This window comes from Bacteroidota bacterium (genome assembly GCA_016706865.1).
In the GTDB taxonomy this organism is placed as follows: Bacteria; Bacteroidota; Bacteroidia; order Chitinophagales; family BACL12; genus UBA7236.
Genome location: JADJIS010000003.1, coordinates 1,181,594 through 1,205,310 on the forward strand (window position 1 = coordinate 1,181,594; position 23,717 = coordinate 1,205,310).

The window sequence follows — 23,717 nt, forward strand, 5'->3', positions numbered from 1 at the left end:
AATTGTGAAATTATAAATAACCCGGAAAAAGAAAAACCGGCCAATAAAATGCAAGCTTTAAATTCTTTAAGTCATTACTGCTTTATAAATTGTTTGGTTGTTTTATTCCCATTACTTTCCACCAAAATAAAGTAATTTCCCTTAGCAAGCTCACGCACTTCATTAACAACAACTATTGTATTTGCTTCGTTCACCTGATATTGTTTGTTTAACAATATGGAACCCTTCACATCAAATATTCTTATAGACGTTACCCCAGTAGCAGAACCTAAAGAAACGGATAAATGATCAGTGGCAAGTGATGGAAATATACTGATATCAGTTAATTCCCCTTCTCTATGCGCCGGAGTAACAAAATCCAGTATGGTTGACCTATCCGTCCAACCACCATCACATTTTGCCTGCACATACCCAATATAATGCGCTCCAGGCACCAATACGCCTACTATAACCACAGAATCCTGGGTAGGAACCGTGTATTGCATTCCAACAACATCCACCCGTTTAAGATATAATCGATATTTCTGCGCTCCATAAAGCCACTGCCAGCCAACTGTTACAGAATTTGGTGTAATAAAAAAAATGGAAGGATGCGCAGGAGGATCGCATTGCTGCGGTTGTCCGTAAAGGCATAAACTATACCCTCTCTCCCGGAGATCACCTGAATATTCATCACCTGAAACAACGATATCATCATATCCATCGCCATTAATATCTCCTGCATTACAAGATTTGTTCCAACAACCGCATTGCTGTCTGGTCCTTTAAATGTCCATGTAGGAACGCGTTGAGGTCCTTTTGGTCCTCCTAAATATAATTCGGCCTTTCCGGCGTTTAACAAATCACCATTATCATAATATTTTGATCCGACTAAAAGATCTCCATAACCATCGTGATTAATATCTCCTCCCTCATTTACATTAAAGGCAAACCTTTCATCGTATTGACTGCCATGTGCTTCCCATCCGATATCATCCGTAAGTCCGTCAGAACCACCGTAATAAACATTTAATCTGCCCGATTGATAAATACCATTCGCATCAAAGCGCGGAGAACCGACAACAACATCATCATATCCATCACCATTCAAATCGCCCGCTGTAGATTGATTGATCGCAAAAAACGAAGTGTCCATTGCACCACCAACGGCCATAAATTCGAGGTCCTCATCCACTCCGGTATCATCACCTCTGAAAACGCATATCATTCCATCACCGATCAAAATATATATCCTCCTATGCTGATATCCATATAACCGTCACCATTAACATCACCGGCTTTATCAAGGGAAACCCCAATATTTGCATCAGTGGTTAGTCCTATCTCCACAAAATTTTCTGTTGCGGCGGGACCTTCAGAAGTTCCTAAAAACACCCATGCCTTACCTGCTTTATTTCCGAGATCGCCTAAACCTTCATCATCGTCCCAACCGTGTGCGCCAACCATAATGTCATCAAATCCATCCTTATTAATATCACCCACTATAGCTAAGGCTTCACCAAGTTTAGCACCTTTCCTGTTGCCCACCATGGTCCAGGAAGCAACGGTATCGGGGCCATCGGGACCCCCTTTATAAAAATACACCTTGCCTTCATTCGATTTTGTATTTTTAAACTGATGGGCTCCAATCAAAACATCTGCATAACCATCATTATTAACATCTCCTCTTATAGAAACGCATCTTCCTAACCCGCTGCTATCGTGTTCGCCATATTTCACCCAGCCTGCTGTGTCGGCCAATCCTGCTGCAGAACCAAAATAGATAAAAACTGCACCTTCACTAGGCAAATGCATGGGTATATTCGGGAGCGCCGACAATTACATCATCGTAACCATCTCCATTCACATCACCACCGCCATCTATCCAAAAACCAAATTCTGAATTTGCATTATTCCCCTCCATAGACCAACTGAATTCCTCTGCAACCGGGGGTATAATTAATCCCGTAAATAGGACAACAGTTGATATAGATAAAATTGCTTTTGTATAATTAAATCGCATTCAACTTCTGTTTATTCAATAAAGGTAAAACAAAAGTATCTTACACACCCAATGATTTTAATCATTTTATCAACTTTGAATTTAATACGCTGATAATCAGAATACAATGGAAAGCTGTAATACCCAGTTTCTTCCGGCTTGTGGATAATAACCCATCAATTGATTTTGGGTGTTATCGGCTATATATCTGTAAATCCAAGCATTGCTTTCGTATTGTTCGTTCAATACATTTTGTGTTATAAATGATATATATAATTCATTTATGGAAGTGGTTTTTATGGTATAACTCAGTTTAACATCGTTCAATAAATATGGATCAATATCTCGCAAGTCACTTTTGGTGTTATCTGCATATTGTTTTCCGACAAATTTGCTGATCAAAGCAATATCAAAATGTTGTTCTGATTTCTTTTTTTCATTTTGTTTTTGAAGAAAAATAAAATTTAAATTACTGTATGCAACCACGGAGGGTGAAAATGCAATATCGGTATTTGCATATTCAAAGGTCATTTGAGAACCATCATCCCAATTGTCAACACATTCGGTATAGAGTAATAATATTTTTGCTGAAGGAAGTATTCGCATTCCAGGAAAGTTTACTGAAAAAATAATTTGCTCCATGCCAGTTCAATTCCTGTTCTGTAACTTTCTGGAACGTTCGTTCTGGTATAGGCGCCAACATCATTAATTTCTCCAGTAAGAATTAATTGATCGCGATAATACATATAATATGCATTTATCATTAATTGCCATCCTCTTATTTGTAATCGTTCACCCAATTCTGCATTATATAAAATTTCAGGAGTTGGTCTGCTTATTGGAGATGATTCCACATAATCATCTCTATTGGGTTCTTTACCGGATTTTCCAAAATAAATATAAGCATTTGCATTTTGTTGTGCAACCAGGTAATTCCAACCTTAGGATTAAAAAATAACAGATCAACATTTTGTTGCACCGAATTTCCGACCTGATCGGCGCCAAGAAATGCATAATTTACCTGCCGAACCTGTGCATCTACAAAAAATTTAAATCGCCGAATGTCTGCAGTTAATTGGGCAAAAATATTTCCATCTTTTTTTGTTGCATCATTATCATACCAGGTATGATCATAGCTGAATGGAGATGCATATTCTGCCCAAATTATTTTTCCGAAATGATTTCCATTCAAATAATAATATGCCGCTCCGGCATTTAATTTTATTGTATTATTAATTTCTCCCGAATACTGAACATACGCTCCCAGATAATCATTATCCAACCATTTTTGTGTGATCATATCTGTTGTTAAAATGGTATCTGAATTAAGTGTAAAAGGAGCAGCGCCATAATCCTCAAATAACTGTTCTTCCTCTAGTTGTTCGTAATAACCTGAGCCTTTGGTATAATTAAAAGTGACGTCAATTTTTGAATAATAATTAAAATAAAAATGGTTGTGCCATTGATAATGTGTTTGCACATAATTATCGGTTTGATCTTTATAAGTATAAGGATTAAAAGTTCTGTTTGTATCCAATATTTCTGCAGGAACTCCACCCCACGATTGATAAGTATGCTCCTCCCCTGAAAATACATTTAATTCGGATGCATAATTTTTTGAAGTATATGCAGAGGTAATAAAAAATGACGCGAGATCTGCATGGGAACGATCAATAAATCCATCAGCATCTACCTTAGAGGCGCGACCTTCCAAATACCAATGATCTCGTAATTTACCTGTTCCAAATGCAGCAGAGGTTTTTAATAAATTAAATGAACCTACAGAAGTATTTATTTTAGCAAATGGTTTTTGTTCGAGTTTATTAGTGAATATATTTATAGAAGCTCCTAAAGAACTTATTCCATAGGTGGAAGTTCCAACACCGCGTTGTATTTGAATATCATCCACAGAGCTTGCAAAATCAGGAAGGTCGACCCAATATGTTTGCTGACTTTCCGCATCATTATAGGGAACTCCGTTTATGGAAATATTTACACGTGTGGCATCAGAACCTCTAATTCTTATTCCGGTATATCCGACTCCGTTTCCGGCATCCGAAGTAACAACAGCTGACGGAGTTGATTCCAAAAGAAAGGGCATATCCTCCCCAAAATTATTTTTATTTAATTCCGCTCCTGTAATATTTGTAATGGTAACCGGAGAAGTATTTTCAACCCGTGAAGCAGTTATAGTAACTGCCTGAAATAAATTATTAATGGGCTCCATGTAAAGTGTTACATTACAAATAGCCGGATTAACTCCTGTGCATTGAAATGTGGTGTTAGAATCCACCTGTTTATATGCAATATGTTTAAGTACAATTTCGAAGTTTATATTCTTAGATAATAAATCGAAATTTCCCATTTCTCCGGTATAGAATAAAGTATCTTCCTTCGGCAAAAAAACCGCAACATTTGGTATAGGTTTATTTGTAGAAATATCTATAACAGTTCCTGAAATATGCGACTGTGCAAAAATATTATTTACAAAAAAAGCGGCGATCAGTAAAATGAAAAGTCCACGTTGCATAAAAAATTATTTATAAAAATAAATTCCTGCAAATGGAGCCTCTGCGAAAGGAAGAAAATTGTTGATCCTCAATCCCTACCCGGAATTACCCGGCCAGGTTCGATGGGTTTAATCTCAGTCGCCAACCGAAGCAGACAACACCCCATGAGATGGTGCAAAATTAATAAAAATTCAGAACATATTTCCCTGACTCAATTCAAGATATCCCAAAACGGTATTCATTCTGTTTTCCACGGAGCCTGTAAGTTCGATAAATCGTTTGCGGTATTGTATCAGATGTTCTTTATGCACCTGATAAAGTTCACCTCTTCGAGTTTCATCTTCCCGCAACGGATCCGGCACCCAGGGAAAATCGGGTGAACACAGAAAATACATTTCAGGTGTTCTGTCGGCAAAGGCATGCGTTAACCAAAGATCACATTGTTGAAACTTATCCTCACACCAGATTTTTATTGTTAAAAGATCGGTATCACAAATTAAAACATGTGGATTTAGCGACTTTATTTTCTCTTCTTCACTCATTTGCAACATTGCAATACTGCAAAGATCCTCATAAGAATAAATTCCGTTTAAATTATGAATATATGCCCTGGAAACCTCCTGAACATGAGGAAGATTTAAAAATCCTGCAAGTTTTTCCGTAAGTGTTGTTTTACCTGTTGATTCCGGTCCTGTAAATACTATTTTCCGCATCATTTTTGTAACTATTTTATTTTGCAATTTACGATACCAGGAAATAAATCCTGCAAACGCTAATATTGTAAATATACAATATTGAAACGAACTTAAACACAATCCTTTACTAAAAAATAAAGGTATACAAATTGCATTACCCATTATCCAAAAATCCAGTTTTCAATTTTCTTTTGAGCCATCAGAACCATGGCGACGAAAAACAAAGCCGTAGTAATGCCATCCCAATATGGAACTACAGAATCAGTGTAAGAATCTAGCAGAAAACCAATTATCCCACCTAATAAAAAAGCTGCAAATAAATACAACAAATTTACCGACAACTTGTTGTAAACAATTTCCGCTTCTTCCTTTACTGCAGGCGTCTCAGCCGAATTTAATAGACCCGAGTCTATCTCCTTTCCTCCAACGCTTAATTCCGGATGTTGCAATTTTCCGCCATGTTTCCAATAATACCATCCATAAAGACTCACAACAAAATAATAAAAGTTTATACCAGCATCAGCATACAACTTCACCTCTAAACAAATATAAACATAAAGAAAATGACTTATAATTCCTATCGGATATACCAATATACTTTCCTTTTTGATACCCAAACGCTCAAAATACCAGTAATAACCGCAATAATTTCCGGAATTGTCATCAATAAAAAGGAATCGTGTAAACAATCCTGCAACTGCTAGGCCTTAAAAAAAACAAAGCTGCAACTAATTGTGCAGCCTTGCGAGTTTATTATTTAAATATAAAGTTAATTTCCTCCAAAAACATCCTGCAACAACTGCGAAACCTGATGTTCTATATCTGTTCTGATTTTCATTTCTTCCTGACCAAATAAAATAAATAATCCATCCAAACCTTTGTTTGTGGTATAATCTGCAAGATCGGTATTCACATCCTCAGTAAAAGGAATGGAGTTATAAAGGTCAATTACATCACCCCAAATTTGTTGTGCACCCACATTTTCCAACGAATTTTGAATATCCGGTTTAAAGGCGTCATACAAACCATTAAAGGTATTCACTCTGAGGTATCCTGTAGCTGCAGTATCAGAACCGTTTAAAATATTCATGGCATCATCAAAAGTAATATTGGTGATAGCATCAATAAAAATTGGTTTTGCTTCATCCGCTGCATCTTCTGCTGCGCGATTGAGAGAAACAATAAAAGCATCTATCAGATCATCACCTCCAGGAACAGCACCTACAACAGTTTGTACAATTCCAGCTTCTTCCGGAAAAAATATTGAAATATCCGGATTTAATAAATATCCGTTTAAAGCCGAACCTTTTGTTACTGCTGTATCGGTTCCAACATTTAATGCTTCTTTTAGAGCTGCCGCAACATCATCATCACCAAGTATATCATTCAGATTAAGATCTTCACAGGAAATAAAAACGGTTGACAGGGCAAATGGAACTAAAAATAAATAGTGTAGTTTTTTCATATCATCAATTTCACCACGAAGATAAAATATCGTGCCATATTAGTGGTTTTTTTTAATAATAGTTGGATTTGGGGGCAGTAGGCAGTGGCAGTAGGCAGTTCGTTCCAGGTTTAGTCCAATTTTGATTCGGAGCCCTCTAAATACTATATATACTATATACTAAATACTCCTTTTTCGCGGAAACCGTTAAAATATGTCTTTGTTGCGGAAACGAATGCAGGATAATTTTGTTGTATTAATTGAAGTATGAAAAGCAGATCGATAATAATCTCGCTTATAACAATTGCAAGTATGGTTGTTTTAAGTGAGTCTTGTAAGCACACACCCCTTGATTTTATTGAAGATATTGTTGACACACCTCCTATAGATACAACGGGAGGACCTGATACAATTGATTTCTCCAATTGTGACCCGGATACTGTGAAGCTTCGAAAATGATATTTTCCCAATTCTTATCTCTAATTGTGCAATCAGCGGTTGTCACGATAATGAATCGCATGAGGAAGGAATAAATTTAAGTTCCTACGTTAAAGTAATGTCGAGCGATGTTGTGGATATTTCTGATCCATGGGATTCGGAATTAATTGAAAAGGCTACTGATAATGATGAGGACGACATTATGCCACCTCCTCCAATGAATCCTTTATCTGAAGCTGAAATAGAAATGATCGTTTTGTGGATGGAGCAGGGTGCAAAAAATAATTCCTGTACAGATTGTGATACCACAACCGTAACATTTGAAGCTGTTATTATGCCAATTCTCGACGCATATTGTTCTGGTTGTCACGATAATTCAAGTCCTTCCGGAAGTATTGATCTTACATCCTACCTGGGATCAGGTTCAAATGATGGAATTGTGGATGTTGCTTCTGATGGAAGATTATTTGGAGCAATCAACCATGACACAGGTTTTGAACCAATGCCACCGGGTGGAACCAGATTGCCTGATTGTTTAATTGATCAGATCCGCATTTGGGTTGAGGATGGTTACCCCGACAACTGATTAGAATCACCAAAATAAATGCACCTTTTTAAATTTATAAACGTATCTCTTATAGTAAGTTTAAGTAAGAAGTTAAAGAGAAGATAAAATTTATAATTATGAAAAGGTTCATTTATATCATCCCGTTTTTTTGATCACTCGTTTATAATCGAATCTTGTCAGCATAATACATTTATTGATCTGACAAATCCTTCGGTTTCCGAAAACTGTGATCCGGATACTACTTATTTTTCAAAATGAAGTTCTTCCACTTATTATTTCCAATTGTGCTAAAAGCGGATGCCATACAAGTGAAGGTGGCGGCGAAGAGGAAGCACATGATCTGTCATCATATGAAGCTATAATGAACAGCGATTATGTTGATCCCTTTGATGCAAATGGTAGTGAATTAATTGAAGTGTTAACTGAAAGCGGTGAAGATAAAATGCCTCCATATCCAAATGAACCATTATCTTCAGCTCAGATTACAATATTAAAAAGTTGGATCAATCAGGGAGCACGCAATAATGAATGCAGTGGCGGTTGTGATACAGCAAACGTAACTTATTCTGGCACAATTGCTCCTTTAATGGGTAACTATTGTAACGGATGTCACGGTGATAGTGGAAATTCAACAGGTATAAACCTCACAAGTTATTTCGACAGTGGCACCGACGACGGAGTTAAAACTGTTGCACAGGATGGAAGATTATGGGGCTCTGTTAATCAGGATGGTGGATTTAGCGCAATGCCTCTGGGTGGAAACAGATTACAAGAATGTAAAATTGATGAATTAAGAATATGGTTGGATAATGGTTATCCAAATGATTAAAAATTAAGACAATGACAACTAAATTAAAATATTTAACCTTTATAGCTGTGGGATTATTATTTGCAGGCAGCTTCTTTTCTTCTTGTTATTACGATAATAATGAAGAATTATATGGCACCATCAATTGCGATACTGTTGATATTTCCTACACAGCCGACATATTACCAATTTTGGAAAATGCGTGTCTTACCTGCCACAACACTACAAGTGCGGGGGTTTTAGGGGGAGGAAATAATCTCGAGGGTTTCGATAATTTAAGTAACTATATAATTGCAGGAGATGCGCAAAACAGCACATTTTATGCTTCTGTTGCATGGATCCCTGGAACTTCTTTTATGCCTCAGGGTAGTGAAAAACTGAGTTCTTGTAATATTGCACAAATCAGAAGTTGGATCAATGCCGGAGCAACAAATAATTAATAGTTGAACAATGATCAACTCCATTTAAACCTTAAATCTAACTGGCAATCATTATCTTTGGGCAATTAATTAATTTCCATTTTGGATCTTTTAATTGCCCAAATTATTTTGTTTTACCCTTCTCAAATTACCATTTCAAAAGTTAAACATTTAACGGGCCATTCTTCCGGAATTTTTTGTTTGGGGGAAGGAATGGAACCGAATTCGGTTATGTCGGGTAGTGGAGATGGCATTGTTGCCCAATGGGAGATAAATGGAATGGACACTGCCAAAGGACTGGCAAGAATACCAGGAAGTATATTTTCACTTTATTATCACAAAAATTACAACTGCTTTTTACCGGAAGTTTAGACGGAACTGTGCATATCACCGACCTGATCAAAAAAGAAGAAGTCCACAAATTTATTCCTGATGGTTCGGCAGTATATGATATAACAATTATTAACGACAATAATCTCGTTATTGCGTGTGGAAGCGGAAGGTTTTTATTTACGATGTTGATCATAAATTGATCACTGAAACCATTGCAGTAAGTGAAAAAAGTATTCGCAGTATTGCTGTAACTCCATTCCATAACCACATAATTTTTCCAGTTCTGACCATGATCTTTATGTTTATGATAAAAATGATCTAACCCTGAAAAATACCCTTTCGGGTCATCAGAATTCCGTTTTTGTGCTGCCTTTTCCAAAACGGGTGATTTTCTGATCTCCGGTTCCCGTGACGCTCAACTAAAAATCTGGGATTCTAATAACAACTATACTCTTATAAAAACTCTTGCAGCCCACATGTTCACTATAAATGATATCAAAATGAGCCCCGATGGAAGGCTTTTTGCAACTGCAGGTCGCGATAAACATATTAAGATCTGGGATGCGAGTAATTTTAATCTCCTTAAGGTGATTGATCATGAAAAGTACGGGGGACATCTCAACTCCGTGAATAAGTTATTTTGGAGCAACTGGAATAACTCTTTAATTTCGTGCGGCGATGACAGAACTGTGATGATTTGGGAAATAGAGGCATAAAACATGAATTGGATTAACATTTAAGAACAACCAAAAAATAATGATACTTACCGACAAAGAAATTGAAAAAGAAATTGCAAAAGGCACTATATTAATAGAACCTTATCGCGCTGATTGTCTTGGAACAAATTCCTACGATGTGCATTTGGGAAGGTACTCGCGGTTTATAAGAACCATATTCTCGACGCAAAAAACACAACGAAATTGAGGAGATCATCATTCCGGATGAAGGATTTGTAATTCATCCAGGCATTTTATATTTAGGTGTTACAGAAGAATATACCGAAACACACGCTCAAGTACCTTTCTTAGAAGGAAAATCCAGTGTCGGCCGTTTGGGAATCGACATTCATGCAACAGCCGGAAAAGGTGATGTTGGATTTTGCAACACCTGGACCTTAGAAATCAGCTGCAGTCAGCCTGTAAGAATTTATGCCGGAATGCCGATCGGACAATTAATTTATTTTGAAGTGAAGGGTGAAATAGAAAATTACTACAATAAAAAAGCAAACGCAAAATACGTGAACCGAACAATTCGTCCGGTGGAGAGTATGATGTTTTTGAATAAATTCTGAGGACGCGCGGGGCGCGTGACATAGGACGTAGGACATAGGACATAGGACTTGACATAGGACATGGGAAGGGGACATAGGAACACAAGGGGTGGGATTTTGTAAAATTTCCGGAGCGAGTGAGGCTCCCGCTTCCAGCGAGGGTCTCACCGATGGATTACAACCATCACATGTGGAAAAAGGGAACCTGCCTGACGCGGTCAGCAGGCAGGCGCGGATGACGCGGATAATGCAGATTTTAAAGGATAAAAAAAATTAGATAATTTGGATTTAAATAATGTTATAATTAACGTGATCCCAAATCCCGAAGGGATGACCCATCTTATAACAACGGACTTTAGTCCGTGGCAACATCGGAGCAAGTGAGGCTCTCGCTCCCAGTGAGGGTCTCACTAATGGTAAAAACCAAAATTTAAAATTTTGCTAGAATTTTAAACTCCATATTGGTATAAAGTATCAGGTATCAGTAAAACAAACAATGGAATCAATTAAAATTTCGCAAGAAATTTAAACTCCTTTCCTCTCTCCTCTCTCCTTTTTCCTTTCTCCTCTCTCCTTTCTCCTCCCTCCTCTCTCCTTTCTCCTTTCTCCTCCCTCCTCCCTCCTTTTTTGTTTATCTTTATGAACGATATCTATAAATGAAAAAATATCTTTTAATTTTATTTCTGTCAATTTCCACCATAACTTTTGGCCAGGTGAAATCCCAATTCGGAGCTGGATTTATGGTTGGATATAAGGGAATTGTTTCTGATGGTGGAGTTATTGTTGAATATAAATACAGCAATAGATTTGACACCTATTTCGGGCTTTCCTATACCGATTTTAGCGGCTTGGGATATGTAGTTGGCACCGATATTTTTTTTTACAAATTACAGTTGGCAATCATGTTTACTTTTAGGATTCAATCGTCAGTTTGGAGGTTATTCTTATACAGGTGATACCATTGAAGTAAAAACAGATTATCTCATTAAAGGATATAATAGTTATATAGCTGCTATCGGTGTAAGAAAAATATTATTTGAAAAATCAGATGCTTTAGGATCTATGTCATTTACTCCATACATCTGCTACCGTTATACCTATCCGGAAAGCAAGTTAATATTTTTAGATGAGTATGAAAATGAAGCAAGAGAAGACAGAATTAATTCACGAATAAGCGGAGGCATTGGAGGCGGATTAAAAGTTGTTTATTTTTTGAATAGGAAGCGAATAGGCAACAGTGAGCAGTGAGCAGTGGGCAGTTTCAAACATTGGGGAATTAATTTAATATTAAATGCTTTTGTTTTAAAACATATTAATTGCAGAAGAATCAGATAGAAGAAATTGCGAGGTAATTTATTATGCAGAAACTTTGAAAAAACACAAAGGAAACGTCTTTCCCCTTGGGGAAGATAAGAGATGGGGACCGAGGTTGAGGAAAAGAAAAATAAAAATAAAAAATATCAATTGGGCCCAGAACATTAATCGGATAGACAACCCGGGAGATTAACCTTCGAATCAAACCTTGAAAACTAATATCGAATATAGAACAAGGAATAAAGAACATTAAACAATTCGACAACCCGGGAGATATTCCTTCGTAGGAAAACTTGATTAATAAAAAATAATAATCAAAAAATAAAAAACATTGATCGGATCCACAACCCGGGAGATATTCCTTCGTAGGAAAACCTGATTAATAAAAAATAATAATCAAAAAATAAGAAATACATTCAATGTAATCGAAAACTTACTCCCCTATGGGGTAGGGGCCAGAACATTAATCGGATAGACAACCCGGGAGATAATCCTTCGATTCAAACCTTGAAAACTAATATCGAATCCGCCAGTGGTCGGACAGGTATAGAACAAGGAATAAAGAACATTAAACAATTCGACAACCCGGGCCTTGATAAATAATAATCAAAAAATAAAAAACATTCATCGGATCCACAACCCGGGAGATATTCCTTCGTAGGAAACCTTGATAAATAATAAATAATAATCAAAAATTAAGAAATACTTTCAATGTAATCGAAAACTTACTCCCCTATGGGGTAGGGGGCCAGAACATTCATCGTATATACAACCCGGGAGATTTCCCTCCGCATGAAACCTTGCTAACCCTGAAAACTTTTGCAACCACTAACACCTTCGAACCCCGAACTCAGAACACAGAACTCAGAACACAGAACTCAGAACACCGAACACAGAACTCAGAACTGAAACATGTAATGATTGACGCAGGAGATATACTACATGTCAGAACAAAAGTTAACCTTCTATATGTATCGAAAATAACAAAGTTCTCGAAAAAACCTTATCCATCACATTACTTTGTTGAAGATTGGGATCTAATTTATGTAGATTAAATATTCCGTTTGAAATTTTTACTTCGGGACTGAAAATAAAATAGGGAAAATAAAATTCCATTCCTAAACCATATTCAACAGCAAGATCACTAGCCTTTATTTTTACAAGTTCTTCTGCATTACGCGCTTCTGCATTTGAACCAAGATCATATAAAAATTGAGCCCCTCCAATTACATACACCTTCATATCCTTATAAGCTGCGCTTTTAAATTTCACATCGAAGGGAAAGGTGAGATAAATAGATTCAATTGTTTGAGAAGATGTTGTTTCATCTTTGTAGGTATAATTAAAATTCTTTTCCGCAAAAGATAATCCTGGAATAAAACGCAGATCAAGATATTTTCCAATTCTTAAATTCGCGATGATACCTAAATTAAATCCCGGACCCGTTGTGGATTCCGCAATTAAAATGGAATCGTGATTTATAAATTGATCGCTGAAAGTAATTTTAAAATCGGAGCTATTATATCCTAAAGAAATTCCGAAATGATATGGCTTAATAGAAAACCTGTTCTCATATTCCGTCACATTAAATTGTGCCTTTACAAAAAAAGGAAGAAATAAAACGATCAATAAAATTATTTTTCTGCTATATAGAGCGAACATATTCCGAATGTTAATCTTTTACAGGCATAATTTTTAAATCCTGCATTTTTTAAATAAACCATAAATGCATCTCCTTCCGGAAATCGGGAAACTGACTCAAACAAATATGTGTATGCTCTTGCATCGCCGGAAACTAAACGACCTATCACCGGAAGTATTGTGCCAAAATAAAAATTATACAATTGTTTTACAGGAAATACCCTGGGTTTTGAGAATTCTAAAATAATGATCGGAGCATTTGGTTTTATTACACGATAGATATCGTTAATCCCTTTTTGCAGATCCTCAAAATTGCGCACACCATAGGCAACAGTGCAGGCATCAAAAGTATTTTCCGGAAATTCAAGATTTTCAGAATCACCTGTTAAAAGTGTAATTCTGTCGCTCAATTTTTTTTTGATGATCTTTTTTCTCCCTGCCTCCAGCATTTGTTCGGAAATATCCACGCCGGTCACCTTTTTGGGGTTCGCCTTTAATGCTGCGATCGTAAAATCTCCGGTTCCACAGGCAACATCCAAAATATGTTCCGGATTATATTTTTTAAGCGCCTTAATGGCTTTATTGCGCCAGTATACATCAATTCCGAGCGAGAGCACCCTGTTCAAAAAATCGTAGCGCCCAGCTATGTTATTGAACATATTTTTAACCTGTTCCTTCTTTCCTTCCTCTGTTTTATACGGGGTTACACTTTCTGACATTATGTTGCAAATTTACGTTGAATAATCCTGTTTCTGAATGCTATTTACCAACTCCACACCTTTCCTGGCTGCTTTAAACCTATTTTTGCACTGTGATAATTAAAACAGCAATTTACACAGGAAGTTTTGTGGATGTAAAAAAATGTCCTTCTCAGGATATGCCCGAGTTTGCCTTTATCGGACGATCGAATGTAGGTAAATCGTCGCTCATAAACATGCTTACTGACCATAATCACCTGGCAAAAACAAGCTCCACTCCGGGAAAAACACAAACAATTAATTATTTTCTCATCAACAAAACCTGGAACCTTGTCGACCTTCCCGGATATGGATTTGCAAAGGTTTCCAGAGAAAAAAGAGGAGAATGGGAGAAGATGATCAATGGTTACCTTATCATGCGAGACCAATTATTATGCGTATTTCAGCTGATAGATGCTGCAGTCCCACCCCAAAAAATAGATCTGGAATTCACCGATAAACTTGGCGAGGATCAAATTCCTTTCGCTATCATCTTTACCAAAGCCGATCGCCGAAAAAAGCCAATTGCCGAGAATATCGAGCTCTACAAAAAACAATTATCTGAAAATTGGGAAACACTGCCTCCTATTTTCGTTTCCTCTGCTGAAAACAGGCAGGGAAAGGAGGAAATTTTGGAATATTTGGATACAATTCTTCAAGGTGAATAGTGAGTAGTGAGTGGTGAGAATGCTTCGACCTTAGAAAAACTTTGATCTCAAAATCCAAAGCTCCAATGTTACCTGTACCAGACTCACGCCTCACGATTCACGAAAATGAGTAATGAGTTATGCCCGCCCGGATGGCCCGGTCGGACGGGAGTAATGAGAATGCCCCAACTATAAAAAAACTTTGATCTCAAAATCCAAAGCTCCAATGTTACCTGTGCCGGATTCACTCCTCACGATTGACGTGCCATTCGTTGCTTTATCGAAGGTTGACAACTCCTCACTTCTTAATCCTTTCTCCTTACTCCTTTCTCCTCTCTCCTTTCTCCTACACCACCTTATTTGCACAACTCGAGGAAGCAAAAGACTCCGGTTTTGCTTTAAAAACGAAGCCCATGCTCAAAATATAGCCCATTGCCTCGTGCAGGGCAAGATTTGACTGAAAACCGGGGTTTGTATTGATATCGGCATGCACTTCAAGGTCGACATGATACTCATCCAGCAAATTACAGAGCTCGTAGGCGATCTCAATGGAACGGGAAACCTCGTAAAGCAATCTTTCTTTTAGGCTCATTTTTTGTGTACTGCTTTCGTTTGCAATGTACATAAAACCGCCTCTGCCCTCTCTGAGGAAGACGATAACCGTACCAAATTCTATTACTTTACCGTATACCTGCGAGTCGGAACCTATGCAAACCTTGAGTTTATACCCGGCCGCGATCTCCCGTTCGAGGGTTTCCCGAACTTCCTCCAGAATAGGTCTTACGATCTGATTTCCGTTAAATTTGCGCCATTTCATACTTTTCGATTAATTGACTCTACAATATTAATAGGAAATTTTCAATAATTATTTCCTATAACGATAAGAAATGGTTAATTTTGCACCTTTAATTTATAAAGCAATGAAAAAAGGAATTCATCCAGATAATTACAGAACCGTAATATTTAAGGACTTCAGTGTTGATACAGCCTGGTTGGGTAAATCAACAGCAAATACCAGAGAAACCATGAAATGGGAAGACGGTAATGAGTATCCACTTATAAAATTGGAGATCTCTAATCAAAGTCATCCATTTTTTACCGGTAAAGAGAAAATGCTGGATACAGCAGGTCGTATTGAAAAATTCAACAAACGATACGGAAAAAAATAATTATCATAAAAATGCATACAGCCCCTTTCATGTTCAATACATGGAAGGGGTTTTTCATTTAATTTTGCTGCATGAGTAATTTCATTTTATTTGATGATAAAAGATGGCAGCAATTATTACCTCTCACCTTTACCCGACCTATCGCCGAATTGAGAATAGGTATCGATACCATTCGTGAGAAATGGATTTCTGCTCTTGAAACAGATCTTTCTTACCTTACAGAAACCTACCTATCAGAAAAATATCCCGTAAATTATACAGAGGATAATATTTATATCTATGGTGGAGTGATTCCGGATCCAAAAATTATTAATGCCATATCGGGATTAAAAATGGGAGAAGTTTTAATGCTGGAGGAAGGAATTATTGCCTTGCGTTCAGCAGAAAAATATTTTACCGGAATGAGTTTGGCAGAACATGCAAAATCATTTAACGCAGTTAATTATCACGAAAATGCAATTTGTATCAGCAGATCATGGCATTTATTTCAAAATAATGATGTTGTGTTGCGATCAGATTATGAGCGATTAACAAAAAACAAAACATCACAACCGATATCATCCACAAACACAATTATTGGCAATGCAGTTTTTATTGAGGAGGGTGCAAATGTTGAAGGATGTATAATCAATAGTAAAACAGGACCGGTTTATATTGGTAAAAACGCTGAGATAATGGAAGGTTCTATGCTGCGGGGACCAATTGCAATTGGTGAATTCAGCACCATTAAAATGGGTGCAAAAATATACGGTGCAACCACCATTGGTCCGCATTGTAAAATAGGTGGCGAAATAAATAATTCGGTAATTACAGGATATTCCAATAAAGCCCACGATGGCTTTTTAGGAAATAGTGTGATCGGCGAATGGTGTAATCTTGGTGCTGATACTAATAATTCCAATCTCAAAAATAATTATGCTGAGGTGAAATTGTGGGATTATGTAACACAAAGATTTTTTGAAACAGGATTGCAATTTTGTGGTTTAATAATGGGCGACCATTCCAAATGCGGAATAAATACCATGTTTAATACAGGCACCGTTGTGGGCGTAAATACAAATATTTTTGGAGATGGATTTCCCCGAAATTTTATACCATCCTATAGCTGGGGCGGTGCAAGAGGATTTGACACCTATAAATTAAAAGATGCACTCGCCGTATCTAAAGAAGTAATGCAACGAAGAAAAATGGAATTAACCAATTCTGATATTAAAATTTTAACCCATATTTATGAACTAAGCGAGAAATATAGAAAAGGACAATTGATATTTATCCATAAGTAATTGAGAGTTGAGAATTGAGAATTGACAATTGGAGTAATCGAATAATTAAAAGTATTACCTCCACCCTATTGACTAATGACTATTGACTCCTGACTAATAACAAACAACCATACCATGCGTAAAAAAATAATAGCAGGCAACTGGAAAATGTATAAAACAATACAGGAAGCTGATCAAACAATTACCTCTTTATCCGATAAAATAAATGGGACTGAAATAAATAATGCTATTTATATCGCAGCTCCATTTCCATTTCTTGACCGGTTGATCCAAAAATTTGGGAATAATTCCATACACTTTGGTGCACAAAATATAAATGAAAATCAGGAAGGTGCGTTTACGGGGGAAACATCAGGAAAAATGTTGCAGAATATAGGATGTAAATTCGTTTTAATTGGTCATAGTGAAAGAAGAGAGATTTATAAGGAGTCGAATGAAGTGATCAATCTAAAAATTAAAGCCGCGTTGTTAAATCAATTACAGCCCGTATTTTGTTGTGGTGAGCGTTTAGAGGAGCGCAATAACGGAAGTTTTTTCGCTACTATAAAATCACAATTGGAAGAATCATTATTCACCCTTACTGAAGCGGAAATAAATCAGTTGGTAATTGCTTATGAACCTGTTTGGGCAATTGGGACCGGACTTACTGCCTCACCGGAACAAGCACAGGAAATGCATCATTTCATACGCGAAGAGCTAAGAAAAAAATTTGGTGCACAAACATCCGAAAATTGTATAATTTTATATGGTGGAAGTGTAAAACCAAATAACGCAGCAACACTTTTTTCACAACCTGATATTGATGGCGGATTAGTTGGTGGCGCTAGTCTGAATGCAGATGATTTTTTTCAAATAATTACAGCTGTTTAGTATAATTAATTAAGTATTAAAATGAATGCCCGACAGTATTCATTCCCAAAATAAAAAATGAATTACCTCGAATATAATTTTACAAGCGCAGATGAACAAACGGCTGAAATTTTAATGGCCTTATTATCTGAAAAAGGATTTGACACTTTTGAGCAGAATGCAAATCAATTAAGTGCATATATCGAGGAGAAAAAAAATGTGATCTCTGAAATGGATGTTTATTTAGCAGACCTTCAACAAAAATTCATTTTTACCTGGTCGCAAAAAAAGTTTGAAGATAAAAACTGGAATGAGGAATGGGAGAAAAATTTCCAACCGATAATAGTAGCAGAAAAATGTATCATAAGAGCGCCATTTCATCCTGTAGACCAGGAAATGGAATACGATATATTAATTGAACCCCGCATGAGTTTCGGCACCGGTCATCACGAATCAACTTATTTATTGGTGGAAGAAATGCTCGGATTAAATTTTGAAGGCAAACTTGTTTGTGATGCCGGATGTGGAACCGGAGTATTGGCAATTCTTGCGGTCAAAAAAAATGCACAACATGTTTTTGCAGTGGATAATAACGAATGGGCTTATCAGAATACACTCGACAATGTAAAACTCAACGATATCTATAATGAAATAACTACTGAGTTAGGAGAAATTGATCTTATGGATGGAAAACAATTTGATATTATTCTTGCAAATATTAATAAACCTATTATAATAGAAAATATTCCATTATTCTTCCGAACACTCAATAAAGGAGGTTTGTTGATCGTAAGCGGAATATTGGAAACCGACATCAACGATGTGATCAAAGAGGCAAATAATTATTTTTTTAATTTAATATCCACACGAACTAAAAATGACTGGATTTGTGCAGTATTCCAAAATTCGTGAAATAAATGTGGAAAAAATAAGGATTAATAATTGTTAAGCAGGAAATTTCTCCACTTTTTTTTCGTTACCAACCTACCCCTTTTAACACTTGTACTTTAACTTAACGGCATGAAAAAAATATTTGTTCTATTAATATCAGTTTTAACCATTTCTCAGGGGTTTTCACAACTTACCTCCTTTTCGAGGGAGCAAGATCAGTTTTTGAAGGAGTTGAGCGAGTTTATGCGCGCAAATAACAATGAGATCGGCAAGGATAGTTACGAAAAATTTGCTAAAATGGTGGAAGCAGGCAACATCCTTCCCGAACAACTTGACCTGGTGATAGACCTTAGCAATAAAATGTTGGAAAGGAAAATGAAGCCAATGCCGCAGTTTGTTGCGGTGTTAAATGCGACAGTCGCTTTTTCCAAATCCGGTCAGTTAATGGAACGATATTCCGAATGGATGGTAATTTGTAATACCATCCTCGACAATTCCAAAAAGGGCAGTTATTCCACTTATAACCACTTTCTCGACTTTTCCGCCTCATTTTTCGAAAAAAATGCATTAAACGAAACTCCTACCAAAACATGGTGTTACACCTCCTTCGAATATGAATTTAAACTGAATGGCGACATACCCGAGGTCCATTTTCCTTCAACGGGCATTTTTGCCTATACAAAGGGTGATACCCTTGTTCTTAACGATACCAAAGGAATCTATTTCCCACTTGACAAAGAATGGAAAGGAAGCGGAGGAATTGTAGGATGGGGTCGTGCAGGTTTGGATTCTACTGTTACCTATGCTAAACTCACCAATTATCGCATTAACACCGAAACCAGTGAATATATTGCCGACACCGCGAGTTTGTATTTTGGGGGCATGTTCACAAAGGCACTTCCAGGTCAGCTTCAAGACAGGTTGATCACGAACAACGAACCATCCAAAAGTGATTATCCGCAATTCAGAACTTATGATAAAACATTAACAGTAAAGGATATTTTGATCAATGTGGATTATAAAGGTGGATTTTTTCTAAAAGGAGGACAAATTATAGGAAGTGGGGATGATAGTACTCTTGCAGAAATGAGTTTTAAAGATCCTAAAGGTAAACCCGCTGTATTGGCTAAATCAAAAACATTTTTAATTGAGCCTGCAAATTCCATTTATTCCAAGGATGCTGAAATTATAATTCGTGTAGCAAAAACAGATTCTATTTATCATCATGATGTATCTATCCGGTATGATGGAATTATGAGTACAATGAATATTACCCGACAAGACGAAGGATTTTCAAGTTTGATGTTTTATAGTTCTTATCACAAAGTAGATGCAAAGGTCGATAACTTAAATTGGGCGCTCAGCGATACGATAATTAACTTAAAGAATATTGAAGGTGCAGGAAATAAAATGAGTTGGTTCGAGAGTCAGGATCTTTTCAGCATTAAACTTTTTGACCGCGTAAGAGGAGTATCAACCTATCAACCACTTGTAAAAATTAAACGATATAGTGAAACTTATAAAACACGGGTTATTCCAACTCTCGCGTTAGCCAAAGACCTAAATCCCACTTTAACTGTTGATGGTGTACAAAGTTTATTATTGCAATTAGTGGAAGAGGGTTTTATTTATTATGATAAGGAAAATGAATTGGTATATGTAAAACAAAAAACATTTAATTACGTAACAGCGGCATCCGGAAAAACCGATTACGACATTATTACAATTCCTTCTCTTGCCAAAGGATCAAATGCAACATTAAATCTCACAAATTACGATCTTAATATTAACGGAGTTCAACAATTTTATTTAAGTGATTCGCAATTTGTATTAATTTATCCGAAGGATGATAAATTAACACTCAAAAAAAATCGTGATATGTTATTTGATGGAATGATCGTATCAGGTAATATTGATTTTAAAGGACAAAATTTTTATTTTAGTTACGACACTTTTAATATTAAAATGAATAAAGTGGATTCGATGATCCTGTATGTTGAATCCACCGAAATGGACGACATGGGAAATTCACTTTATTTACCTGTAAAAACAAATATCAGCGTAACTTCCGGTCGATTACAAATTGATAAAACAGATAATAAATCCAGTAAGGTAAAATATCCGGAATATTCCATATTTACCACCTACGATTTTTCCATTGCCGATTATCAAAAACCGCAGATATTTAATGATGTTTATGACAAAGAAAGATTTTTCTTTAAACTCGACCCATTTACCTTAGAGAGTTCCGATTCACTGGATTTTCGAAAGGTGAAGTTTGATGGTACCATGGTATCAGCCGGAATATTCCCAGATTTCAGGGAAGCATTAAAATTACAGGATGACCGTTCGCTTGGATTTAAAACTGTCACGCCTGCAGGTGGTTATCCCACATATGGAAAGTTGGGAAAATATTCAGGAAATATTTCATTGAGTAATAAAGGGTTCAGAGGTTCGGGAGCAATTGATTTTATGGCATCACATTCTGAATCAAAGGATATTATTTTCTTCCCCGATTCCACCTTGGCAAATGTGGATGATTTTATTGTTACTAAAACCGAAAGCGGAGTGCAATTTCCTCAATCCTCCAATACCGGAGTTAAAACAAGATGGTTGCCTTACGAAGATCAAATGATAGTGGAACAGGGTATAAAACCTTTTGATATGTATGAAGGTGCATCCACATTAAAAGGAACTTCCATTGTTACTTCCAAAGGTTTAAAAGGCGATGGAACTATGATCTGGGGTGAAGTAAAAATGAACTCCAATCAATTTAATTATTTAGCAAATAATGCAAAGGCTGACACCGCTTCCGTTTCCATTGGTCAGGTTACACCGGATCTTGTTGCATTAAAATTAGATAATGTGAATATGGATGTAGATTATGAAAAACGTATCGGGCATTTTAAAGCAAATTACGATACCATCATGACGGAATTACCATATAATGAATACAAAACTGATATGAACGTATTCGATTGGGTAATGGATGAACGAACTGTATATTTTAAATCAACAAAAGAATATTCAAATTTTTATTCTACGAATGGTGGTCAGGACAGTCTGGTATTTCAAGCAAAGGAAGGTAAATTCAATTTAAATACCTATCAGTTAAATGCAGAAGGAGTTCCTTTAATTCGAATTGCAGATGTTCATGTTATTCCGGACAGTGGTAAAGTATATATTGAAAAAGGTGCGAAAATGGGAACTTTGTATTACGCCAAAATTGTAGGTGATACTTTAAACTTTTACCATAGTTTACACGACTGCCTTGTAAATATTCAGGGGCGATTAAGTATGAGTGGAAATGGACAATACGATTATATTACACCTCAAAATAAAAAACAAATAATACCGATAGAACAAATTATGGTTGTAAAGGAATTAGATTCCATCATGGAAGTTACCAATCATTATATGATGGCGAAAGGTTACATTTCAGATACAGCTAATTTTGTTTTGGAAGATAAAGTAAAATACAAAGGCGCTGTGGAATTATATAGTCGCGATCAATTTTTAAAATATAAAGGATATGTAAAATTACAGGTTACCGATTCGTTGAATTACAGAACAGATTGGTTCCGTATAGACTCTTATGTAGATCCTAAAAAACCAATTTTTAGTTTAAACGATGCCGTAACAGAAAAAAATGATTCGGTTTATGCTGGAATTTTCAGATATAACGATACTGCAGCATTATACACAACAATTATGGCACGCAAAGTTGCCATTAATGATGCTACTTTATTTTCTGCACGCGGACAAGGATATTATAATGAAACTGATCAAACATATTATTTAGGAAATCTTGGAAAATTGGATGACCCAACGGAACGAGGCTCCATTATGAAATATAATGATAAAACAGGAGCATTATTTGCGGAAGGCAGATTAAAAATGGGATTAAAAACGGATCTATGTGATACCAAAGCATATGGAACAATTATAAAGCGTCCGAATAGTGAACAATATAAAATGGATGCTACCGTTACCTTCGAAATTCCATTACCCGATGAATTACTTAAAAAATTGGGTTCCATGTTATTTACTTCCAATGCTGATGCCGGTGCAACTCCAATAGATTATAATATTGAAACTCAACTTATAGCTGCTATTAATGAATTGGCAGAACCGAAAATCGCTAATAAATTAATTGACGATGCTACATCTAAAGGATATTTAGAAAAACCCCGTGATTTTCCTGTTACAATCTTTATGTCGGGAATTAAAATGGTGTGGGATCCAAACACCAGATCATTTCATACCACCGGTTCTGATGGGCAATTAATTTGGTTTGGCGATCAGGCATTTAATCAGCATATAAAATGTTATGCCGAATTTGGAAAAAGAAGTGGTGGCGATTATTTCACATTATATTTCTTAACTCCAAGTGAGGATTTTATTTATATCCACTACAAACGCAATCAATTAAAATTATTCACTTCCCGTGAAGATCTCAATGCCGAAATTTTCAGCTACGACAGCAAAAAACGCATCATCGAAACCGAAAAAGGAAACATGATATTCATGCTCGAAGGAAAAAATGCAGTGAATCAGTTTGTGCAGGATATGCAGTATTATGAAGGCCTGAAAGAGAACAAGTAAGATGGAAAGTGGTGAGTAGTGAGTGGTGAGTAAGTTCCTCGACAGCCGAATGCATTTACTCCTGACTAATGACTATTGACAAAAAAAGGCTTTTATGGAGATTGCCCCAATTATT

General features: G+C 36.3%; 26 protein-coding genes, 3 pseudogenes and 1 riboswitch. Of the genes and pseudogenes, 15 read left to right on the plus strand and 14 right to left on the minus strand.

The window, feature by feature from the left end:
- Window positions 1-74 precede the first annotated feature (74 nt).
- The 10 genes and pseudogenes from IPI31_14410 to IPI31_14455 all read right to left on the minus strand — a co-directional run bounded on the left by IPI31_14410 (window position 75) and on the right by IPI31_14455 (window position 6,651).
- On the minus strand, window positions 75-500 hold the full coding sequence (locus IPI31_14410; protein ID MBK7569011.1) for a T9SS type A sorting domain-containing protein: 426 nt from the start codon (window positions 498-500) through the stop codon (window positions 75-77).
- Window positions 501-556: 56 nt separating this feature from the next.
- Window positions 557-1,222: an FG-GAP repeat protein gene (locus IPI31_14415; GenBank protein ID MBK7569012.1), complete on the minus strand. Its 666-nt coding sequence runs from the start codon at window positions 1,220-1,222 to the stop codon at window positions 557-559.
- The gene (locus IPI31_14420; GenBank protein MBK7569013.1) at window positions 1,219-1,794 is read right to left on the minus strand and encodes an FG-GAP repeat protein; all 576 of its coding nucleotides are present in this window, start codon (window positions 1,792-1,794) and stop codon (window positions 1,219-1,221) included. The genes IPI31_14415 and IPI31_14420 overlap by 4 nt, the downstream gene beginning before the upstream one ends.
- Window positions 1,781-2,002 carry an FG-GAP repeat protein gene (locus IPI31_14425; protein ID MBK7569014.1) on the minus strand — a complete coding sequence of 74 codons (222 nt, stop codon included), beginning with the start codon at window positions 2,000-2,002 and terminating at the stop codon, window positions 1,781-1,783. The genes IPI31_14420 and IPI31_14425 overlap by 14 nt, the downstream gene beginning before the upstream one ends.
- A gap of 96 nt (window positions 2,003-2,098) precedes the next feature.
- A complete protein-coding gene (locus IPI31_14430) occupies window positions 2,099-2,587 on the minus strand; it encodes a TonB-dependent receptor (protein ID MBK7569015.1) in 489 nt (162 codons plus the stop codon).
- 11 nt (window positions 2,588-2,598) lie between these two features.
- Entirely contained in the window at window positions 2,599-2,835 is a 237-nt protein-coding gene (locus tag IPI31_14435; GenBank protein ID MBK7569016.1) for a TonB-dependent receptor, read from the minus strand.
- A complete protein-coding gene (locus IPI31_14440) occupies window positions 2,817-4,511 on the minus strand; it encodes a TonB-dependent receptor (GenBank protein ID MBK7569017.1) in 1,695 nt (564 codons plus the stop codon). Before IPI31_14440 ends, IPI31_14435 begins: the two co-directional genes overlap by 19 nt.
- A 54-nt stretch (window positions 4,512-4,565) precedes the next feature.
- Window positions 4,566-4,666, minus strand: a riboswitch (TPP riboswitch).
- A gap of 16 nt (window positions 4,667-4,682) precedes the next feature.
- The gene (locus IPI31_14445; GenBank protein ID MBK7569018.1) at window positions 4,683-5,207 is read right to left on the minus strand and encodes an ATP-binding protein; all 525 of its coding nucleotides are present in this window, start codon (window positions 5,205-5,207) and stop codon (window positions 4,683-4,685) included.
- Window positions 5,208-5,234: 27 nt separating this feature from the next.
- Window positions 5,235-5,850 (minus strand): annotated as a pseudogene (locus IPI31_14450) (nicotinamide mononucleotide transporter).
- Window positions 5,851-5,955: 105 nt separating this feature from the next.
- Entirely contained in the window at window positions 5,956-6,651 is a 696-nt protein-coding gene (locus tag IPI31_14455; GenBank protein ID MBK7569019.1) for a DUF4197 domain-containing protein, read from the minus strand.
- Between the two features lie 246 nt (window positions 6,652-6,897).
- Here IPI31_14455 and IPI31_14460 point away from each other — a divergent pair, with 246 nt between their 5' ends.
- The 8 genes and pseudogenes from IPI31_14460 to IPI31_14495 all read left to right on the plus strand — a co-directional run bounded on the left by IPI31_14460 (window position 6,898) and on the right by IPI31_14495 (window position 10,487).
- Window positions 6,898-7,089 carry a hypothetical protein gene (locus tag IPI31_14460; GenBank protein ID MBK7569020.1) on the plus strand — a complete coding sequence of 64 codons (192 nt, stop codon included), beginning with the start codon at window positions 6,898-6,900 and terminating at the stop codon, window positions 7,087-7,089.
- A gap of 1 nt (window position 7,090) precedes the next feature.
- Window positions 7,091-7,654, plus strand: a complete 564-nt coding sequence (locus tag IPI31_14465) for a hypothetical protein (protein ID MBK7569021.1) — start codon at window positions 7,091-7,093, stop codon at window positions 7,652-7,654.
- A 208-nt stretch (window positions 7,655-7,862) separates the two neighbouring features.
- The gene (locus IPI31_14470; GenBank protein ID MBK7569022.1) at window positions 7,863-8,465 is read left to right on the plus strand and encodes a hypothetical protein; all 603 of its coding nucleotides are present in this window, start codon (window positions 7,863-7,865) and stop codon (window positions 8,463-8,465) included.
- Between the two features lie 11 nt (window positions 8,466-8,476).
- Window positions 8,477-8,884, plus strand: a complete 408-nt coding sequence (locus IPI31_14475) for a hypothetical protein (protein MBK7569023.1) — start codon at window positions 8,477-8,479, stop codon at window positions 8,882-8,884.
- Window positions 8,885-9,126: 242 nt separating this feature from the next.
- Window positions 9,127-9,396 carry a hypothetical protein gene (locus IPI31_14480; GenBank protein ID MBK7569024.1) on the plus strand — a complete coding sequence of 90 codons (270 nt, stop codon included), beginning with the start codon at window positions 9,127-9,129 and terminating at the stop codon, window positions 9,394-9,396.
- A 162-nt stretch (window positions 9,397-9,558) separates the two neighbouring features.
- Window positions 9,559-9,630, plus strand: a pseudogene (locus tag IPI31_14485) (hypothetical protein).
- A 42-nt stretch (window positions 9,631-9,672) separates the two neighbouring features.
- The gene (locus tag IPI31_14490; protein ID MBK7569025.1) at window positions 9,673-9,912 is read left to right on the plus strand and encodes a hypothetical protein; all 240 of its coding nucleotides are present in this window, start codon (window positions 9,673-9,675) and stop codon (window positions 9,910-9,912) included.
- A 40-nt stretch (window positions 9,913-9,952) separates the two neighbouring features.
- Window positions 9,953-10,487, plus strand: a pseudogene (locus IPI31_14495) (dCTP deaminase).
- A gap of 504 nt (window positions 10,488-10,991) precedes the next feature.
- Here IPI31_14495 and IPI31_14500 read toward each other — a convergent pair.
- On the minus strand, window positions 10,992-11,156 hold the full coding sequence (locus IPI31_14500) for a hypothetical protein (protein ID MBK7569026.1): 165 nt from the start codon (window positions 11,154-11,156) through the stop codon (window positions 10,992-10,994).
- A 171-nt stretch (window positions 11,157-11,327) separates the two neighbouring features.
- Here IPI31_14500 and IPI31_14505 point away from each other — a divergent pair, with 171 nt between their 5' ends.
- Window positions 11,328-11,714, plus strand: a complete 387-nt coding sequence (locus tag IPI31_14505) for a hypothetical protein (GenBank protein MBK7569027.1) — start codon at window positions 11,328-11,330, stop codon at window positions 11,712-11,714.
- A 1,023-nt stretch (window positions 11,715-12,737) separates the two neighbouring features.
- Here IPI31_14505 and IPI31_14510 read toward each other — a convergent pair.
- Window positions 12,738-13,442, minus strand: coding sequence for an outer membrane beta-barrel protein (locus tag IPI31_14510; protein MBK7569028.1), 705 nt, complete (start codon window positions 13,440-13,442; stop codon window positions 12,738-12,740).
- On the minus strand, window positions 13,415-14,140 hold the full coding sequence (gene ubiE / locus IPI31_14515; GenBank protein ID MBK7569029.1) for a bifunctional demethylmenaquinone methyltransferase/2-methoxy-6-polyprenyl-1,4-benzoquinol methylase UbiE: 726 nt from the start codon (window positions 14,138-14,140) through the stop codon (window positions 13,415-13,417). The genes IPI31_14510 and ubiE overlap by 28 nt, the downstream gene beginning before the upstream one ends.
- Window positions 14,141-14,232: 92 nt before the next feature.
- Here ubiE and IPI31_14520 point away from each other — a divergent pair, with 92 nt between their 5' ends.
- The gene (locus IPI31_14520) at window positions 14,233-14,826 is read left to right on the plus strand and encodes a YihA family ribosome biogenesis GTP-binding protein (protein MBK7569030.1); all 594 of its coding nucleotides are present in this window, start codon (window positions 14,233-14,235) and stop codon (window positions 14,824-14,826) included.
- Window positions 14,827-15,151: 325 nt separating this feature from the next.
- Here the strand turns inward: IPI31_14520 and IPI31_14525 are convergent, their stop codons facing one another.
- Window positions 15,152-15,622 carry a hypothetical protein gene (locus IPI31_14525; protein ID MBK7569031.1) on the minus strand — a complete coding sequence of 157 codons (471 nt, stop codon included), beginning with the start codon at window positions 15,620-15,622 and terminating at the stop codon, window positions 15,152-15,154.
- Window positions 15,623-15,725: 103 nt separating this feature from the next.
- On the opposite strand from IPI31_14525, the gene IPI31_14530 reads away from it, so the two are divergent.
- The 5 genes from IPI31_14530 (at window position 15,726) to IPI31_14550 (ending at window position 23,602) form a co-directional block, all read left to right on the plus strand.
- Window positions 15,726-15,974: a type B 50S ribosomal protein L31 gene (locus IPI31_14530; GenBank protein MBK7569032.1), complete on the plus strand. Its 249-nt coding sequence runs from the start codon at window positions 15,726-15,728 to the stop codon at window positions 15,972-15,974.
- A gap of 71 nt (window positions 15,975-16,045) precedes the next feature.
- Window positions 16,046-17,257 (plus strand): GlmU family protein, encoded by a 1,212-nt coding sequence (locus IPI31_14535; protein ID MBK7569033.1) that lies wholly within the window; start codon window positions 16,046-16,048, stop codon window positions 17,255-17,257.
- A 114-nt stretch (window positions 17,258-17,371) separates the two neighbouring features.
- Window positions 17,372-18,127, plus strand: coding sequence for a triose-phosphate isomerase (locus IPI31_14540; GenBank protein ID MBK7569034.1), 756 nt, complete (start codon window positions 17,372-17,374; stop codon window positions 18,125-18,127).
- Window positions 18,128-18,184: 57 nt separating this feature from the next.
- Window positions 18,185-19,018, plus strand: a complete 834-nt coding sequence (gene prmA / locus IPI31_14545; GenBank protein ID MBK7569035.1) for a 50S ribosomal protein L11 methyltransferase — start codon at window positions 18,185-18,187, stop codon at window positions 19,016-19,018.
- A gap of 108 nt (window positions 19,019-19,126) precedes the next feature.
- A complete protein-coding gene (locus IPI31_14550; GenBank protein MBK7569036.1) occupies window positions 19,127-23,602 on the plus strand; it encodes a hypothetical protein in 4,476 nt (1,491 codons plus the stop codon).
- Window positions 23,603-23,717: the final 115 nt, after the last annotated feature.